Source organism: Draconibacterium mangrovi, from assembly GCF_010586825.1.
Classification (GTDB): domain Bacteria; phylum Bacteroidota; class Bacteroidia; order Bacteroidales; family Prolixibacteraceae; genus Draconibacterium; species Draconibacterium mangrovi.
This window is the reverse complement of record NZ_JAAAGB010000004.1, coordinates 280,938-299,135: the sequence shown is the minus strand read 5'-3', so window position 1 is coordinate 299,135 and position 18,198 is coordinate 280,938. Positions and strand designations below refer to the sequence as shown.

Sequence of the window (18,198 nt, the reverse complement as noted above, 5' to 3'; positions counted from 1 at the left end):
ATTAAGAAAACGATATCCATAGTATTGATTTTCTGGAGGTCCATACTCAGAAAACCGCAATTTCAAAACCAATGACAAAGGTTTTCCTTTTATCTTTGACAACACAAAAACCGATCAAAATGAAAGCAGCAGTTCTTACAAAATACAGGCAGGTTGAATGGAAAGAGATTGAAAAACCGGCCTGCAATGCGGGAGAAGTTTTAATAAAAGTAAATTTTGGCTGTATTTGCGGCAGCGATCAGCACATTCACACCGGTGAGTTCCATCCACGCACAACACTCCCATTGATAATGGGGCACGAGTTTGGCGGCGTTGTAAGCGAAGTGGGAGAAGGTGTTAGCGGCTGGCAGGTAGGCGATAAAGTTGCCCCCGATCCCATTATCTGGTGCGGAAAATGCCCGGCCTGTTTAAAAGGCCATTATCCGGCATGTACCGGTTTAAAACTCATCGGTATTGACATGGACGGTGGTTTTTGTGAATACGTTTCGCTGCCTCCTTCTATGTTGTACAAAGTGCCCGCCAATATTCCCGACGAACATGTGGCGCTGGTTGAGGTTTTAAGTATCGGTTGCCACGCTAAAAACCGCGCAAACGTTCAGGAAAACGACAGCATTGTTATTTGGGGATCGGGGAAAATTGGTTTGTGTATTTTACAAGCCGTTCGCACCGTAACCAATAACACGGTTTTTATGGTCGATATTCTTGACGAACGTTTGGCAATCGGGCCCAAATACTACGATAATGTTGTGCCGATAAATGCCAAAAAGGAAGATCCGGTTGAACGTATTAAAAAAGAAACCGATGGCAAAGGTGTTGACATTGCTTTTGAAGCGGTTGGGCATCCTGAAGCCATTGCGAACAGCATAATTCCAATAACAGGTTGTATCCGATCGATTGTTGGCGGAGGAAAAGTTTGCGTACTGGGACTGGCAGCCGAACCTACTGATGTGGTTTTTCGCGAACTGATATGGAAAGAAGGTACCATTGTTACTTCGCGAGTTAGCCATGGCGAATTTGCTGAAGCAATTGAGCACCTGAAAAATAACCGTTTAAAACCCGAGGCGCTTATTTCGCAGGTTCTTCATGGTTCAGAAACGCAAAAAGGTTTTGAGCTGTTGAAGGAAAATCCTGCTGAAAACATAAAAATCCTGCTTGATTTTAACGCGGCTGAATAAAAATTGCATCGTAAATTTTAACAAACAGAACGCATAATATTTGTATGACAAGTTACAAATTTTACTAAATTTGTTTTTTTCAAACTGATATGACAACTACAAATAAATTCAACCAACTAAAGGCCCAACTCGAGGGCGATCTTTTTATCGATAACGTACAGCGGGTGCTCTACTCCACCGATGCATCGCAATACAAAGAAATGCCGCTGGCTGTTACCAAGCCCAAAAACAAGGACGACATAAAAAAGATCATTGCCTTTGCATGCGAGAACAATACCAGTATTATTCCGCGCGGAGCAGGAACTTCATTGGCCGGGCAGGTTGTTGGAAACGGAATTGTTGTCGACGTTTCGAAATACATGAATAAAATTCTGGATTTCAACAAAGACGAGAATTATGTAATTGTTGAACCCGGTGTTGTGTTGGCAGAACTGAACCAGTTTTTAGCACCACACGGTATGCAGTTTGGCCCCGAAACCTCAACAGCCAACCGTTGTGTTATTGGCGGAATGCTGGGAAATAATTCGTGTGGTTTGCATTCTTTGGTTTATGGCAGTGTGCGCGAGCACGTTTTGGAAGTTGATGCGATTTTGTCTGATGGTTCGGAAACGATTTTTAAGACACTGAGTAAAGAAGAATTTCAGCAAAAATTAAATGGTAATCCCAATAAACTGGAGAAAGCAATTTACACAAATATCAATGAATTACTTTCAAACAAAGAGAACCAGGAGGAAATCAAAAAGAATTTCCCCGATCCAATGCTCACCCGACGAAATATGGGTTATGCCATTGATGAATTGATGTATGCCGATCCGTTTACAGAAGGTGGCGGAGAATTCAATTTCTGTAAACTTTTAGCCGGATCTGAAGGAACACTGGCTTTCTCAACAAGAATTAAATTAAATGTCATCCCACTTCCTCCAAAATTCAAAGGGCTTGTTTGTGCGCATTTTGAAACGCTGGAAGAATCGTTACACGCCAACCTCATAGCGCTGAAATACAAACCAACGGCCATTGAATTAATGGACGATCCGGTAATGCAGGCAGCCAAACAAAACATCGAGCAAGCCAAAAACCGCTTTTTTGTAAAAGGCGATCCGGGTGCGATGCTGATGATCGAATTTTCGTTTGAAACCGAAAAGGAATTAACTGATACGGCAGCTGCGCTTGAAAAAGAGTTAATAGAAGCCGGACTGGGTTATCATTATCCTTTGGTAACCGGCGCCGATAAAATAAAACGCGTGTGGTCATTGCGTACGGCCGGTCTTGGGTTACTGGCCAATATTCCGGGCGACAGAAAAGGAGTACCAGGAATTGAAGACACGGCTGTACATCCCGAGCATCTACCTGCCTACGTGGCTGATATAAAAGTTGTTTTGAAAAAACTGGGACTAGACAGCGTGTTTTATGCCCACATAGCCACCGGCGAAATTCACTTTCGTCCGCTTATCAACTTCAAAGATCCAAAAGATGTAGAGCTATTTGATACCTTGATGAACGAGGTAGCGGCGCTGGTAAAAAAATACCGTGGCTCAATGAGTGGCGAACATGGTGATGGACGGGTACGTGGTAAATTTATCCCGTTTATGCTGGGCGACCGATGCTACGAAATGGTAAAATCGGTAAAAAAAGCCTGGGACCCGGATAACATTTTTAACCCGGGGAAAATTGTTGATACACCCCCCATTACCGAAAATCTGCGTGTGATTCCCGGCAAAGCTATTCCCGAAACCGATACCTACTTTGATTTCACGAAAAACAAAGGCTATTTCCGCACGATTGAAAAATGTAACGGATCGGGCGATTGCCGGAAAAGTGAAGCGATTGGCGGCACCCTCTGCCCTACTTTTATGGCTACCCGCGACGAGGACAAAAGCACCCGCGGACGTGCCAATATTCTGCGCGAATTTTTGTACAACAACGAAAAAAAGAACCTGTTCGACCACCAGGAGATATATGATATTTTAAGCCTGTGTATCTCGTGTAAGGCCTGTAAAAGCGAGTGCCCGAGTAATGTGGATATGGCTAAATTAAAAGCAGAATTCCTGCAGAATTATTACGATTTGCATGGCATTCCGATGCGCTCTCGATTAATTGGCTACCTGCCACGTTTAAACAAACTGGCTATGGTTTTCCGACCCATTTCGAACTTTTTGATGAGCACTTCGCTGTTAAAAAGTGCCATTGGTTTCTCAACCTTACGTACCCTTCCGGCACTGTCGAAAATTACCTTAAACCACTGGGTTGAAAACGGAATTCCTTTACCCGAGGCAGCAACAAAAGGCAAAATTTACCTTTTTAACGATGAATTTACCAATTACAACGAAAGCGATATTGGTATTAAAGCCATTCTGCTGTTAACCAAACTGGGTTACGAGGTAAAAATTCCGCAAACCAAAGAAAGCGGACGAACTTTCCTTTCGAAAGGAATGGTGCGAACTTCGAAAAAAGTGGCTACCGAAAATATCAAGCTGTTACAAGATATTATTACCGACGAAACACCATTGGTTGGAATTGAACCTTCTGCCATTCTTGCTTTCCGCGATGAATACCCTGAATTGGTAGAAAAAGACCTGCAACCGGCTGCTGAAAAGCTGGCAAAAAACACCCTTCTTTTTGAAGAATTTATTGCCGCCGAAATCGAAAAAGGAAATATTACAGAAGCAGATTTTACCACAGAAGAACAACATATTTTATTGCACGGACACTGCCAGCAAAAAGCAGTTGCTTCAACCGAACCGTCGAAAAAAATGTTGTCGTTGCCCAAAAACTATTTTGTAAAAGAAATTCCATCGGGCTGTTGTGGTATGGCGGGCTCTTTTGGCTACGAAAAAGAACATTACGAGCTATCGATGCAAATTGGCGAGTTGGTGCTTTTCCCTGCCGTGCGCAAGGCTAAAGAGGATTATATAATTTCTGCTCCGGGAACTTCATGCCGCCATCACATAAAAGACGGAACCGGGAAAGCGGCCTTGCATCCGGTGGAGGTGCTTTACGGTGCGTTGCTTTAGTTTTGTGAAAATCGACTCAGAATTATCGTCATTTTTATATTGCTTAATAAAATAGTTTATCCCAATTTGAAACAAATCAAAACATAATAAAAATTGTGCCAAGTACGCAAATCATTTTTTTCTTTTGAGTAGCCTCTGAATACCTAAGATTTCAGATTAATTTTCATTGCGAAACATAATCTCAAATTCGGACAGGGCATCAACCTTAATTAACAATAATACTATTATCTTGATCACGCCTTAAAAACCTTATTACTAGGGTTTATCGAATCGAATATTGGACAAATACTTGTTAATTTTTATAAACTCAAAAACAAAAAAAGATGAAAAAATTGGTTTACATGGCCGTGTTGACTTTACTTTCAGCTGCCGGCATTTTCTGGAGTTGCCAGAAAGACGAAACACTCACAAATTCTGAAGAAGGATTGATGCTAAAAAGTGCGAGTAGTTGTTGTTTCGAAGCACCTTACGAGTACGACTACGATTTTAGCTGGGGAAAGAATAATGGTTCTTTCAATGTTACCAGCTGGAATGACGATTTTAACCTTTATATTGAAATCTCATCATCCGAAGAAATTACTTTATCCACCGACACAAAAGTTTCCTTTCCGTATAGAAACAAAGACAATGGAAAAGGGATCAAATATGACACGAACGAACCGGAAAGTCAAGGTGATAAATTAGTATTCTCACTACCATTAACTATGCTTGGCGATTGGACCTATTGCCAGGATATTTCTTTTGGTCTTAAAATTGAGAGTAGTACCCAAGTTCAGGAAGTAAGTTATAACCAGACACTTACGGAAACATGTAAAAGTTGTGATGATGCTAGTTTTGGTTATGTGACATCTGATAACATGAACATCACCTTCAGCTATAACCATGACTCGGAAGCAGAGGTAACTCTTCGTTTTACGTTTCCACAAGTTGAAAATTTGGCATTAAATGAAAATGAGGAGTACGAAGCTCCCGATGGAAAAACTTATTCAGTAAATAATCCTAAAAACCAAACAAATTTTACCTGGACAGGAGAAATTAGCTGTAAAGCCAGCGAACCAACCACATTTGAATTTAGCTTTGTACCTGATTGTGGTTCTGTCAATGCTAAAGACGAACAAGCGGTTATTTGGACTGACACAAAAATTATTGCAATCGATGGAGAGCAAGTAATAACGACTGAAGACGATCCGAGTACACCGGATATTGATGAAACAGTAATCGGTTATTCAATAAAAGGTGACCTTTCAAATATCGTTTACACCGGCTGTTCTAATTAACAAAATAGAAAATGACCTAACTAAAGTTGATTTGATAAAATATTCTAAAACCGTTGAGGCTTGCTTCAGCGGTTTTATTTTTGTCGTAACCGAAGTCCCTAGCACCTCGTCAATTCATAACTTCCATTATTATCCATTTAACTATTCTTATCTGGATCAATTCCAAATTTTCAATAAAACACTATAAATCAAGAACAAACCCCTCGCCTTTTCGTAACATATCATCATAGTTAGAGAATTACATAAACCAAACCGTATCACCATGAAAAAATCAGTTTTACTATTAATAATCATCACTCTTTCCATAGTGATTATTGCATCAGTTGGAACTTCTATTGAGGACTTTTTTATGCCGGGATCACAACCTGGCGACTCAGGCAATTTAGAACATCCTGATAAATGTGACAACTGCCACGGTGGTTACGACAAGGCCGTAGAACCCGCATTTAACTGGCGGGGAAGCATGATGGCCCAGGCTGCCCGCGATCCGCTGTTTTATGCCTGTATGGCCATTGCGGAACAAGATGCACCGGGCTCGGGAGACTTATGCATTCGCTGCCATGCACCTGACGGTTGGTTGAATGGACGTTCCACCCCTACAGATGGTTCAGCGCTCAATAACAACGACAGAGAAGGCGTGCAGTGTGATTTCTGCCATAAACTGGTAAAACCGGCGGAATTAGGCTTGAATCCCTTTACGGGGAATACTGAGTACACGAATAATACTTATCCTTCTGATCAGGAATATTTAGCGAAAATAACCATGATTCCGCCACAATCGGGAAACGGAATGTACGTGGCACACGATGGAAACGCCAAACGCGGTCCCTTCATTGATGCCGCAGCAAAACACCAGATGCTCTACTCTCCTTTCCACAGTGAATCAGCCATTTGTGGTACTTGTCATGATGTTAGTAGTCCGGCAATTGACAAAGATGGAAATCCTGTTTTTGGAGGAGATCCCACAACATCTGATGGTTTTCTAAGCCAGAACATGCTTCCCGTTGAAAGAACTTACAGTGAATGGACGATCAGTGATTTCGCCAATGGACCGGTAACAGGAACTGCATTTGGCGGAAATAAGTTTAGTGAGGGCGTTTCCACCTGCCAGGATTGTCATATGGCTGATGTATCAGGATATGCAGCGAATAAACGCGGCACAATTTACAGAAATGATTTACCTCTTCATGACATGACCGGAGGCAATACATTTATTCCGGATCTGATTTATGATCTTTATCCGGATGAAGTAGACAGAGATGCTTTAATGGCCGGAAAAGAACGTGCACTTTTTATGTTACAGAATGCCGCAACAATGGATTTATCAGTAACAAACAACGTTGCCAAAGTAACAATCACCAATAACACCGGTCATAAATTACCTTCGGGCTACCCTGAAGGAAGACGGATTTGGGTCAACCTTCAGGCGTATGATGCAAACGGTAATATTCTGTTTGAATCAGGAGCATATAATTATGAAACAGCTGAATTGAATACCGTTGATGCTAAAATCTATGAGATTCATTTGGGAATGACAGACCTTGTTGAAGAGGCTGCCGGTGTTTGGGGAGATCCGGAAACAGGCGAATCCTTTCATTTTGTACTGAATAATAAGGTATTGAAAGACAACCGAATTCCTCCGCGTGGTGCCACCAATCAGGAACTGATCGATATTCAATCGCCCGTTGTTGCTTATTCATACAACGATAACCAGAATTATGATGCAACAAGCTATGAAATACCGGCAAATACAGCTTTTGTAAAAGCCCGTTTACTCTATCAAACCGTTTCTCTTGAATTTGCAAAATTCCTTCGCGACGAAAATACAACCAACCAAGCAGGTAATATTTTTTGGAATGCTTATGTTGCAAACGGAATGTCGGCACCGGTTGTAATGTGCGAACAGGAATGGGGATCATTAACAGGAGGAGTAGCGCCTGTTGCCGATTTCGATGCATCCACAACTTCAGGAGATGCACCGCTAACAGTTGTGTTTACCGACCAAAGTACAAACTCACCAACATCATGGAACTGGAATTTTGGAGGCCTTGGAACATCAACTGCACAAAATCCTGAATTCACCTTTGTAAGTCCCGGTATCTACGATGTATCTCTAACGGTTAGTAATAATTCTGGAAGCGATAATATTACAAAAACCATTACTGTTAACGAAAATACAACTCCTGGCGATCCGGTAATAACAGCTACATTCGGCACCTGGGAAACGATAAATGTATCAAAAGGAAGCAAAAAGTATGCGGTTACCGTTACCACCAGTCCGGTAGTTTCAGGAGCAACCATAACAGGGAATTTTGATGGCGCCCAGTCTCAAACTCAAACTACCGACGGTAACGGATCGGTGTTATTTGAATCTCCGGAGTTTAAAGGAAATGTTTCGATGTGTTTAACAATTTCAGCTATTAATACCGCTGGTTATATATTTGAGGGGCCTGTAACTGACTGCACGGCTAAAAGTGCACAAATTTTGACGCAAAGCATCAGCTCTCCTCACATCAACGTGTACCCGAACCCGTTTACCGATAAACTTTATTTTGAATTCTCGCGTGAAGAGAATGCAGCATGTATAATCGAGCTCTTTGATGTTTCAGGACGGAAACTTGATGTGTTGTTTGATCAAAACATCGTGTCAGGTAAAAATTACAGAATTGAATACCAAGCAGATAATAAACTTCCTTCCCTGCTTTTTTATCGGGTTCAATTTAACGATGAAGTGATCAATGGAAAAATTATCCATGAATAAAAAATAAGGAAAGCATAAAAAGGCATAGGCAATTATGCCTTTTTATGTTCATTGAATTGAATTGCACCGACTTTGAGCACCGGATTTTACCCAAATAAATGCTTTTTCGCTTAATTTTCTCAAAGTCCTCTATTACACGGCAGTAACGCACTTGGCGAGTTTTTAACAAATATTGCTAAAGGTTTCGGGGTTAATCGTTAAAAACTTTTAAACAGAATTGAATACCAACTATTTACAAAAAGGATATATTGCCCTTGACATGCTGGACATTACACATCGACAAGTTCGAGTGTGGAGAGAGATCAAGAAGGAAAAAAGTCTTTGGTTTTTGGACGCTTCAAAAGACTTCTGTTGGAAGTAATACTTCTAATCCGACAGCAACTTCCGAATTTTTATCAAACCCTTTTAATAATTAGAAAGAGTCGTATTAACCGGCTCTTCTAAAGGACAGGTGCTTATTGAAAAACACAACAAAAATTAAATCGATGAAAGCAAAGGTATTATTCGGAATATTTGTACTAATAAGTACATTTTTGGGAGGTTGTATAGATGTAGATCTGATGAACTCAAAGGAAGAAATTGAGTACATGGAGACAGGTTTCATCACAGAAGGATCCTATTTAAAAAGTGGAGTTATTGAAGAACAATTTGCGCTTCAAATTAAAAATGAGGAACAGGTTGGTACAATGAGGGTAAGCAACGATGCGAATACTTTAACAGTAAAAATTGCAGGTAATTCAGATTTTAATATTGAAGAAGTACAGCTTTGGGTAGGCACCGATCCCGGTGAAGTTCCTTCCAATATCAAAAACAGGCCAATTCCTGGTAAGTTCCCGTATAAATTATCCGGCCAAACTGAATACCTGTTCATTATTTCGAAAGAAGAAATTGCTTTAGATTACGATTTCGGGGAAGGAACCGAACTTTACCTTTTTGCTCATGCCGTGGTAATTAACGCAAATACAGGATACATTGAATCAGCATGGAGCAAAGGAGAATATCTTGATGAAATGCCCAATTATGCAATTTCCTATTCTACCTACACCCCTGTTGGTGGAGGAGGCTGTTTCCCTCATTTAGCATTTTGTGGCGAAATGATTAATGGTACCTATTATTACGACATAAATAAAGAAATTGAAAACATGGTTGCTGATAATGGAGAAATCATCGGTACGGTTTCGTATATCGATCAACAGATCAGGTTTTTTTTCGATCAGGCCTGGATGTTTTCCGGTAACACCCCGGAGGTTGTTATCACGGGTTATAATAAGCCCGGAGGCAAAGCTTTCGAGGTATATAGCGGAAATCCATTAGCTCCATATCCTCCTATGTATTATTACTATGGTCCTTTAACGAAATACAATTATTATGCAGTAGAACTCAATGTTCAGTATTGTACCACAGATAATTGAAAAGGACAATATATCGTACATTACGACTTAAAACACCTCCAAACTACCCTTGTTACAATCATCCAGGTATGAACCGGACATTGTTAATTGCCGGAGAACTTTTTGTCTAAAAAATTCTTTCATATCTGGATATTACCCATCTCATATTTTTTGCAAATCAGAGATTTAATTCAATTTTTTACATTAATTTTAATTCGATTTCAAAAAAATACTAAAACCAATAAACCATGGCTAACCGTTTTTTCACACAACTAGTATTCTTAGTTTGTCTTTGCATTGTAAATAGCATTAGTGCTCAGGATAGAAGTATTCATGGCAAAGTAACTACTTTCGAAAATATCCCTTTATCTGGGGTGGAAGTTCAGGTAAAAAGTACCAAACAAGTAGTTAAAACAGATACCCTTGGAAGATTTTCAGTTGCCTGTAATATTAAAGATAAATTAAGCTTTTTTGCCCACGGATTTAATAAACAAAATGTTAAACTAGAAGAAAACACAAAGTTTGTTGCTGTTAATTTACACCTTAAGCCGGGCGAAGAAGGAAAATCTCTGGCTATTGGTTATGGACATGTACTGGATGAAGATAAACTCAACGCAATTTCTAGTTTGAGAGACGACCATGATAATTTCTCAAATTACGCAGATATGTATGAGCTGATAAGAGGAAAGTTTTCGGGCGTGCAGGTAGTTGGTGATGAAATTATAATCCGCGGGAATAATACGATGGGTGGCAGTAATGCTGCATTAATTGTTGTGGATGGAATTGAGCGGGAAGGCAGTATATTAGGTATGCTCCCCCCACATACAGTAAAAAGTATCGATATCTTAAAAGATGGGGGTTCTGCTATTTATGGTTCAAGGGGAGCAAACGGAGTTGTTCTCATCGAAACAAAAAAAGGCGACGAGGATAAATAGTTGGTTGGCCCAAAATCAATTTTTCTCGAATATATTTCCTTTATTGAACTCTCTTAACACATACAAAAATCATCGACTTATAACCTGGATGATTACGCATTCTTCATGGATAAACCTCTTTTAATGTAATTTGTTTATACAACATTAAACAGTAACAATGAACAATTTCTGGAATAATAGATACAGCGCAACAGAATATGCATACGGAGAAGCGCCTAACGATTTTGTGAAAAAAGAATTGCCAAAACTACAACCGGGGAAGGTGTTGTTTCCGGCAGAAGGCGAAGGACGAAACGCAGTTTTTGCAGCAACATTAGGATGGGATGTAACAGCTTTTGATCCCAGTAGTGAAGGAAAAAGAAAAGCACTGCTTCTAGCTGATAAACATAATACTTCTATCCGCTACCAGGTAACTGATTATGAAAATGCCGAATTTGAAAAGGAGTATTTTGATTGTATTTGTTTGACATATGCACATATGCCGGAAAATATGCGTAACAAAGTTCACCAAAAATTAGCGTCGTACCTAAAACCTGGAGGCACACTAATTCTTGAAGGTTTTTCGAAAGAACAAATAAACAGAAATACCGGTGGCCCTAAAGATATCGGCTTCCTTTTCGATGAAAAAGAATTAAAAAATGACTTTATAAATTTTTGTTCACTAACAACACATAAAACCGATATAGAACTGGATGAAGGCCTTTATCATAGCGGTATTGCGTCAATTATCAGGTTAAAAGGAATTAAGTAGTAACCTCGATTTTCGGCCACATTATAAACCACTAAAAAAAACTCCTTTAAATAAAATTAAACAATTTAGCTGTCTTAAACGTATAGTATTTACAATCAGAACTTTCTACTGAGCAAATTGAATCATTTTTTGGAAATATATTTTTACGAACGAACCAAAAGTTTTAATTTTACTTAAAAATAAGAAAGAGGAAGAAAAAAGAGTTTCAATTTTTTGTTTACAAGCAGGTATTTATTTATACTTGCACACGATTTCAAAAGAAAATCACCCTCCTCGTCAATTGTTCCAAGAATTTTTTCAACAATTATTAATCGAGAAAAGTTATAACAATAGTATAATGTATGATATTTTAGAACTGAACAAGAAACTTGTTCCTGAATTAAAAGAGATCGCTAAAGATCTCAATATTAAACGTGTAGAATCCTACAAGAAACAGGATCTTATTTATAAAATTTTAGATACCCAGGCTGTTCTTGAAGCTGAAAACAAAGGCCCAAAGAATGCTCCTAAAGATGAAAAAGGAGGAGCCGGTAATCGTAAAAATCAATCCGACAGAATCACTCAGGATGACGATGAACCACGCCGTTCAAAACGTCCTCGCCAAAGAGTGGAGACTGTAAAACGTGAAAAAGTGGGATCAGGTCCGAAAAAGAAACATGGCGACAAAATTGACGATAAAGTTCAAACGCGTCAGGACCAGATAAAAGCCATAATAAAAGGTTTTACCAAGGATAAATCTGCTGCAGCACCAAAGCAACAAAATATTGAAGCAGCTGCCAAACCGGAGGAAACAATATCAGCTCCTCAGCAACAACAGCAAAAACCACAAACTCAGGATAAACCGAAAGCTCAGGATAAACCACAAGCTCAGGAAAAGAATCAAGAGCAACAAAAACCTGAAGTTAAGGCTCCACAAGCTAAAGAGCAACCGCAACAACGTGGTGGTCAGCAAAGACATCAACAAAATCAGCAGAATCAGCCAAGACAAAATACCGGCGGAAAAGAAGACCGTCAAAGACCGCAGAACAGAAACCAGCAGCAAGGTCAACAACAAAGCCAGCAGCAAGGTCAACAACAAGGTCAGCAGCAAGGAAATCGCCAAAAACAACGTCAGTTCGAGTTTGAAGGTATTATTACCAACACCGGCGTACTGGAGATTTTGGCCGACGGTTATGGTTTCTTACGTTCATCGGATTTCAATTATTTGAACTCGCCCGACGATATTTATGTATCGCAGTCGCAGATTAAACTTTTTGGTTTAAAAACCGGCGATACCGTAAAAGGAACAGTTCGCCCGCCAAAAGAAGGTGAAAAATATTTCCCATTGATTAAAGTACTGGAGATTAACGGACGTAGCCCGGAATATATTCGCGACCGCGTACCTTTCGATCACCTGACTCCTTTATTCCCCGATGAGAAATTCAACCTTACCGGAAATGGGCACGACAATATTTCAACACGTGTGGTTGATATGTTTGCGCCAATTGGTAAAGGGCAGCGTGGTTTGATTGTTGCCCAACCAAAAACCGGTAAAACCGTATTATTAAAAGAGATTGCCAACGCCATTGCAGCCAACCACCCTGAAGTTTATATGATCGTGTTATTGATCGACGAACGTCCGGAAGAGGTTACTGATATGGCACGCAGCGTACATGCCGAAGTAATTGCATCAACTTTTGATGAGCCGGCTGACAAACACGTAAAAGTGGCAAATATTGTACTGGAAAAAGCAAAACGTTTAACTGAATGTGGCCACGATGTGGTTATCCTGCTAGACTCGATTACACGTTTGGCCCGTGCATATAACACTGTTCAACCGGCATCGGGTAAAGTACTTTCGGGTGGTGTTGACGCCAACGCACTGCATAAACCAAAACGTTTCTTTGGTGCGGCACGAAACATTGAAGAAGGTGGTTCATTAACGATTATGGCAACGGCACTTACCGAAACCGGATCGAAAATGGACGAGGTTATTTTTGAAGAGTTTAAAGGTACAGGTAACATGGAGCTGCAACTCGACCGAAAATTGTCGAACAAACGTATTTTCCCTTCTGTGGATATTCCAACATCGAGTACCCGTCGCGAAGACCTTTTATTCTCGAAAGAAGTTCTCGACAAACTTTGGATTTTGCGCAACTACCTTGGCGATATGAACGCCTTGGAAGCAATGGAGTTTATGAAAACGAGATTGATGCGTACAGCAAGTATCGAAGAATTCCTTGCATCGATGAACGATGGATAGAGTGTAAAAACAACAATATAGAAAAAGCAGGTTCGGTTTCGGACCTGCTTTTTTGTTGCCTGAAAGTTATGCAAAAGGATGTCATCTTTTTGAAAGATGACATCCTATTTCCTATTCTATATTTTTTCAAACAAAAGCGCAACAGTCGACAGTGATACTCAAAGAAGTATCCTCCATGACTATTCACCTCCAAAACCCAATAAAATCAATAGCTACAGCCACCATATCCCAAGATATGGCGATGATATTCTTGGATAGGATGATAATATCCAAAGCCAGAATGTCTCCAGCCCTCTTTTTTAAAGCGCATCCTTGGATATGGTGTCGATATCCAAGGATTTAGTGTTACCAGCTATGGATAGGATGTTGCTATCCTTGTTTTTTGAGGCAATATCCGAAAAGATGTATTACATCTCCCTGTTTTTCGGGGCAAAAAACAGGGCTATGGGTTTGCCGGTGTTGGATAGAATGTTGCTATCCCTGATTTTTGAAACTAAAACCGGGGCAGTTGATCAGGCGTTTTGTAAGAGGGCTTCAAATTCCTGCTTTTGTATGGTGTCGGCATTCTTTCCGCGCTGGATATAACGCATTAGTCCATCAAGATTGGCTTCCTGCATTTGTTCCACATCAAAATCTTTGTCTTTTAACTGAAAAATATCGGCAAGACCGGCCTGTTCAAACAACTCAGTTAGGGCCCGATATTTTCCGGTATCGAGGTTTACAAAAGTACTCAGCCGGTCGATCTTCCAATAGCTGATATCTTCTTTCCCCAAACCCGTTATGCGGCGCAAAGTATCGCCTTCGGGCGTAAAATTATGGGTAATAAACAGGAAGGTTTTAAACAGTAACACATCGTCGACCACCTCGGCTACCAGATAGCCAATTTTAATGTCGTATATTTTTACGGGCAACAGTAATTTTCCGCGATGATGAACGAAGCTGGTGATAGTAATGGTATTTTCCCACAATGCATAGTTTATGGCAGGGCGTTTCAGCAAGTCCAACCGTTGTGCCATTCGTTTCAAAGCATGAGACTGAATATAAATATCGAGTTTTTCCTTATCTCCGGTATAAGCGTCACCAAGAATATTGGCAGCAGTAACGCTCCATGTAAAAATCTCCATGCCGTCGGGTTTCCCTAAACGATAAGCCGGTCGTTTATGGCCATCCAGGCAGATTATTTTCTTTTCTGCCGGAATTCCATAAATATCGGGCACCATTTCCATACTTGGGTTTTCTTTATAAATTGCAGCATGCCGCAGGGCTAAACCAAAATATTTATAATCGGGGCTACCCAGTTGAATCATTATTCTGAAATGACCAAGTATGCAGTTTATCCCGAATTGATCCAGCATTTTATTCTTGTGTTCTCTTCGCTCTAAAACCACGGGATCGTTTTTATTCCCCAGATTTCGTGCAATCACCTGTTCCCTAACAGCAAGATAACAATAGAGTAACATGAGCTGATAAGCTGAAAACTTGTCCTTCTTTCGCTCAACTGTGGGCTCTCTATAGTATCTTTTAGTTTGCATTGCAATTCGTTTGAGCTCGGCAGAACTTACCAATTCGTTGCATGCCACCGGATTCTGAATACGTATTCGCATACTATACATCAGATGTTTGTCAGCATCAGTATTTTCGTCCCACATCTGGTCTATTCCAGCCAGACGTAAAGTATCGTATAACTCTCTGATAAACTTTTTGTAACCGCCATTTGCTTGTTGTGCAGGCTTTTTCTTTCGGTTATTCTTTTTGCGGGCCATTTTTAGTGTTTTTTTGGAAAAGAAAACCGTGCGCTTTATAAGCAACACGGTTTTGTTAGCTTAAATATGGGAAACTGAGCAGATCTATCAGCTTCTTAATTGTTTCAGTTTACGTACCAGGCTGTTGTCTTTCCCTAACAATCCTTCTATTAATTTTACGAAAGCTGATGCGTCAGCATACATGCTTGCAAGTGCCTCGTTAGAAGCTTTGGTGGCATCAAGTGCCGCCGCTTGTGCATCTTTCTGGCGTCCTTCAGCTTCATCGGCTTCGGTTATTTTGCTTCGTAAACCACCTACCCGGGTGGCAGGATCGAAACCGGCATCGATAAGCTGTTGTGCATTTTGTTCTGTAATTACTGCTACTTGCGTAGCAAAATCGCGTTTCTCTTTTTCATTTAGTGTTGTCATAATTTTTCTAAATTTAGACTGTTAATAATTTTGGTTTATTAATACTACCACCTGTATTGCTTACCATGGCACAGGTGGTTTTTATTGTCTATTATGGAAACACGTTGAGCTTGGTCGGGCTTTTGTAAATTTTCTTTCTGAATAAATGGTGCTCTCAGGTATTTCGTTTACAAATTACGGTTTTATGTTCAGCATTTCAAGAAAAATGCTATAGAACAACTTTTTTATAGTAAATATGACATCAGGAGATATGGTGTTCTAGCTAACTACATCCCCTGCTCCATCAGTTTACAATAGTTATGTAACCGGGTAGTATGGGAATTTATATACCAGTGGCTGGGTGCGGACTACTATCTTCAGGTGTGGAGATGATGGGGAGTCGCTTTTCAGTACAAGTAATATGTCAGAATAGATAAAAGGGGGCTATTTCAATCCCTTATTAAAGTTAAAGGTATTCGATGGTTGAATTTGCTCCGAACGAAGAATACGGCTTTTAACAGTTTTTGCCCGGTGTTTTGAAACCGGCTCGTAACTTAAATCAATTAAAAACCGGTAGAAGCCACTATTTTTCAATTTGTTTTTAGATTGCGAAATGGAAACCGGAACCTGCGGAACAATCGAAGTAATTCCATTGCGGCGGAAGCGTTGCAACTTAATGTTCATATCATCCACCAGCTCATCATTGCCTTCTTTCATGGCTATTGGCATTCGCGAATGGAAAAGTTCGGGATAGAAATAAACCGGTACAATCCCATCTTTGTGCGATAGTGAAAACAGGGTTTCAAAATCAATTTCCTGCGGATAGGAAAACATACTCACACCTTCGTTTTTTACAAAACACGCTGCTGCATCGTTAAAAACATATACATTTTCGTTGGCAATAATGCGGCACTTTGGCGGAATCAAATCCAGCTGCGAAATATGACTGATTACAAAGTTGCGCAGTCCGCATTTTACCATTTTGGTAATTAACTCGCGGTAAAACTGCAAAGCATCCTGCTGAATAAACTTCGGTAGTTCGATGTAGATCTTCTCTTTAAATTTTTGAATAAAAGGTACTTCCGGATCAAAGCGGCTCCAGGTAATTTTTGAAAAGGCAAGAAACAAACCTTCCATTTCGTTCAGGTTCATCTTTTTTAGCCACTCCATTGAGTTTACACGAAAGTAAAACTCTTCTTTGCGGCCATTTTCCCTGCCTTTTAAATCACCTAATATCTTTTGTTTCTGTCCGTATTTCAACTGCTTAAATTGAGTATTTGTATCATCGAGCTTCGAGGGGAACTTAACATCACTAATCCCCGACAAATAAACTTCGCTGTTGGGTTTTACCTGTTTTCCGCCCGAATGAACTTTAAACAACCCATTCTCTTCGGCTACTTCGCGTACCTTTACTGTTTCCTGCTTTTCAGTACCCGGAATATGAAAACGCAAACGAAATCCCGATTCAATGGTCATTTGCGAGCTTAACCAGATATCCTGTCCTTTTATCTGCTCAACTTTGCCAAGAAAGACGCCGGCCACCGTTTTTTCAGAAATGGCCTCGTTTACATCTTTACCCATAAAATAGGCTGTTTTCTCGCGTCCAAAATCGAGCGACAAAAGCTCCTTGGCCTTTTCCATTTGATTGGGTTCGTCGAGTGCAGTTCGGTATGCCTGTGCCACGCGGTAAGTGTATTCACCCGATTTCATACGCCCTTCAACTTTTAAACTGGTTACTCCCATTTTTGTAAAACGGTCGACTAAATCAATTTGCTGGTTATCCTTCAAATTAAAAAGATACTGCTGTGCATTTTGGGCCGTGTAAGTGCGTCGGCAAGGTTGGGTACAAAGTCCGCGGTTGGCTCCCCTACCCCCGGCATAACTGCTGTAGAGACACATCCCCGAGAAAGAATAACACAGCGCACCATGTATAAATACTTCGGTTTCGACCTTACTCTTTTTGCATATTTTGCTGAGTTCGCGCAAAGTGAGTTCGCGGGCCAGAACCACTCGCTCTATCCCTTTTTTATGGGCATAATTAGCTCCGGTTGAATTATGAATGGCCATTTGTGTGCTGGCATGCAGCACCAATTTCGGGAAATAGGTACGTGCAATATAAAAAACGCCCCAATCCTGAATGATCACTCCGTTAACGCCAACCTGATTCAAAAAATTCAGGTAATCAAGCAACTCCGGAATTTCATTGTTTTTGATCACCGTATTCAGGGTAATGTAAACCTGGATGTTCTTCTTTTTGGTTTCTTCAAGAATGGTAACCAATTGCCCGTTGGTAAAATTCTTTGCCCTTCCACGGGCGTTAAATTGTTTTAATCCCAGGAAAATTGCGTCGGCCCCACCGCGCAATGCAGCATAAAACGATTCTGGATTTCCAACAGGTAAAAGAAGTTCCGGTTTTTGCATAATCTATTTTCGCGCAAAATTAGCAATAATAAATTTTAACTATCTCAAATAAATTAGCACTTTTGAGAAGAAGAAAATTATGAC

11 protein-coding genes are annotated in these 18,198 nt (G+C 40.3%); 8 read left to right on the top strand and 3 right to left on the bottom strand.

Annotation, left to right across the window (positions count from 1 at the left end):
- Window positions 1–119 precede the first annotated feature (119 nt).
- From G4420_RS12915 to rho, 8 genes are all read left to right on the top strand, one after another.
- Complete coding sequence (locus G4420_RS12915; protein ID WP_163324069.1) at window positions 120–1,175, top strand: zinc-dependent alcohol dehydrogenase; 1,056 nt, start codon at window positions 120–122, stop codon at window positions 1,173–1,175.
- A gap of 89 nt (window positions 1,176–1,264) precedes the next feature.
- On the top strand, window positions 1,265–4,186 hold the full coding sequence (locus G4420_RS12910; protein WP_163324067.1) for an FAD-binding and (Fe-S)-binding domain-containing protein: 2,922 nt from the start codon (window positions 1,265–1,267) through the stop codon (window positions 4,184–4,186).
- Between the two features lie 323 nt (window positions 4,187–4,509).
- Entirely contained in the window at window positions 4,510–5,463 is a 954-nt protein-coding gene (locus G4420_RS12905; protein ID WP_163324066.1) for a hypothetical protein, read from the top strand.
- Between the two features lie 262 nt (window positions 5,464–5,725).
- A complete protein-coding gene (locus tag G4420_RS12900; RefSeq protein ID WP_163324064.1) occupies window positions 5,726–8,224 on the top strand; it encodes a PKD domain-containing protein in 2,499 nt (832 codons plus the stop codon).
- A gap of 485 nt (window positions 8,225–8,709) precedes the next feature.
- Window positions 8,710–9,636: a hypothetical protein gene (locus G4420_RS12895; protein WP_163324062.1), complete on the top strand. Its 927-nt coding sequence runs from the start codon at window positions 8,710–8,712 to the stop codon at window positions 9,634–9,636.
- Between the two features lie 227 nt (window positions 9,637–9,863).
- Entirely contained in the window at window positions 9,864–10,550 is a 687-nt protein-coding gene (locus tag G4420_RS12890) for a TonB-dependent receptor plug domain-containing protein (protein ID WP_163324060.1), read from the top strand.
- Window positions 10,551–10,707: 157 nt separating this feature from the next.
- Entirely contained in the window at window positions 10,708–11,301 is a 594-nt protein-coding gene (locus tag G4420_RS12885) for a class I SAM-dependent methyltransferase (RefSeq protein WP_163324059.1), read from the top strand.
- Window positions 11,302–11,638: 337 nt separating this feature from the next.
- Window positions 11,639–13,543, top strand: coding sequence for a transcription termination factor Rho (gene rho / locus G4420_RS12880; protein ID WP_163324057.1), 1,905 nt, complete (start codon window positions 11,639–11,641; stop codon window positions 13,541–13,543).
- Window positions 13,544–14,055: 512 nt separating this feature from the next.
- Here the strand turns inward: rho and G4420_RS12875 are convergent.
- The 3 genes from G4420_RS12875 to G4420_RS12865 all read right to left on the bottom strand — a co-directional run bounded on the left by G4420_RS12875 (window position 14,056) and on the right by G4420_RS12865 (window position 18,114).
- Complete coding sequence (locus tag G4420_RS12875) at window positions 14,056–15,306, bottom strand: hypothetical protein (protein WP_163324055.1); 1,251 nt, start codon at window positions 15,304–15,306, stop codon at window positions 14,056–14,058.
- Between the two features lie 87 nt (window positions 15,307–15,393).
- On the bottom strand, window positions 15,394–15,714 hold the full coding sequence (locus tag G4420_RS12870) for a hypothetical protein (RefSeq protein ID WP_163324053.1): 321 nt from the start codon (window positions 15,712–15,714) through the stop codon (window positions 15,394–15,396).
- Window positions 15,715–16,137: 423 nt separating this feature from the next.
- Complete coding sequence (locus tag G4420_RS12865; protein WP_163324051.1) at window positions 16,138–18,114, bottom strand: peptidase U32 family protein; 1,977 nt, start codon at window positions 18,112–18,114, stop codon at window positions 16,138–16,140.
- Window positions 18,115–18,198 lie beyond the last annotated feature (84 nt).

What these genes read in the sequence shown, in the direction of transcription:
- rho (WP_163324057.1), top strand. Translation starts at nt 11,639, where the DNA reads ATGTATGATATTTTAGAACTGAACAAGAAACTTGTTCCTGAATTAAAA.
- G4420_RS12885 (WP_163324059.1), top strand. Translation starts at nt 10,708, where the DNA reads ATGAACAATTTCTGGAATAATAGATACAGCGCAACAGAATATGCATAC.
- G4420_RS12900 (WP_163324064.1), top strand. Translation starts at nt 5,726, where the DNA reads ATGAAAAAATCAGTTTTACTATTAATAATCATCACTCTTTCCATAGTG.
- G4420_RS12915 (WP_163324069.1), top strand. Translation starts at nt 120, where the DNA reads ATGAAAGCAGCAGTTCTTACAAAATACAGGCAGGTTGAATGGAAAGAG.
- G4420_RS12905 (WP_163324066.1), top strand. Translation starts at nt 4,510, where the DNA reads ATGAAAAAATTGGTTTACATGGCCGTGTTGACTTTACTTTCAGCTGCC.
- G4420_RS12895 (WP_163324062.1), top strand. Translation starts at nt 8,710, where the DNA reads ATGAAAGCAAAGGTATTATTCGGAATATTTGTACTAATAAGTACATTT.
- G4420_RS12865 (WP_163324051.1), bottom strand. Translation starts at nt 18,114, where the DNA reads ATGCAAAAACCGGAACTTCTTTTACCTGTTGGAAATCCAGAATCGTTT.
- G4420_RS12890 (WP_163324060.1), top strand. Translation starts at nt 9,864, where the DNA reads ATGGCTAACCGTTTTTTCACACAACTAGTATTCTTAGTTTGTCTTTGC.
- G4420_RS12875 (WP_163324055.1), bottom strand. Translation starts at nt 15,306, where the DNA reads ATGGCCCGCAAAAAGAATAACCGAAAGAAAAAGCCTGCACAACAAGCA.
- G4420_RS12910 (WP_163324067.1), top strand. Translation starts at nt 1,265, where the DNA reads ATGACAACTACAAATAAATTCAACCAACTAAAGGCCCAACTCGAGGGC.
- G4420_RS12870 (WP_163324053.1), bottom strand. Translation starts at nt 15,714, where the DNA reads ATGACAACACTAAATGAAAAAGAGAAACGCGATTTTGCTACGCAAGTA.